The organism is Pseudomonas psychrophila, from assembly GCF_001043005.1.
GTDB classification, from domain to species: Bacteria; Pseudomonadota; Gammaproteobacteria; order Pseudomonadales; family Pseudomonadaceae; genus Aquipseudomonas; species Aquipseudomonas psychrophila.
Genome location: NZ_JYKZ01000096.1, coordinates 1 through 552 on the forward strand (window position 1 = coordinate 1; position 552 = coordinate 552).

The window sequence follows — 552 nt, forward strand, 5'->3', positions numbered from 1 at the left end:
CGGTTCCAAACGCCCAGCTCGTCCCATACGCTGAGTTGCGGTAGCCTTCGAGATACGCTTCGTGTCGAGTCGGGTCATGCCACTACGAGGATCAAACTTCGGCACTCCTTCGAGACCACTGTCCACCACCACCCTGACGCCTTCAATGGTCAAGCTGGTCTCAGCGATGTTGGTGGCCAGGACGATCTTTCGAGAGCCAGGAGGCGCCGGATCTATCGCAGCGCGCTGTGCGTTCAGATCAAGGTCACCATACAGCGGGCATACCATCACTTTTGGCTGGCTGCTCAGTTGCTCTTTGAGGGACTCAGCTACCCGCCGAATCTCTGCCTGCCCTGGAAGAAAAACTAAGATGCTTCCCGACTGCTCATTGATGGCGGCTAAGCAGGCATCCGTAACCCGCGTGTCGATAGGCTGGCCAGGTTGATATGGGCTTCCCCAGATCGTGGAGACGGGATACATCCGCCCTTCACTGGCAATCACTGGCGCGTCATTCAGAATCTTCGAGAGCCGAGCGCCTTCCAGCGTTGCGGACATCAGAACTCACTTGAGTGG

At 57.4% G+C, this 552-nt stretch carries 1 pseudogene; it reads right to left on the reverse strand.

The window, feature by feature from the left end:
- Positions 1-540, reverse strand: a pseudogene (locus tag TU76_RS24255) (helicase-related protein); the annotation flags it as partial.
- Between the last annotated feature and the right edge of the window lie 12 nt (positions 541-552).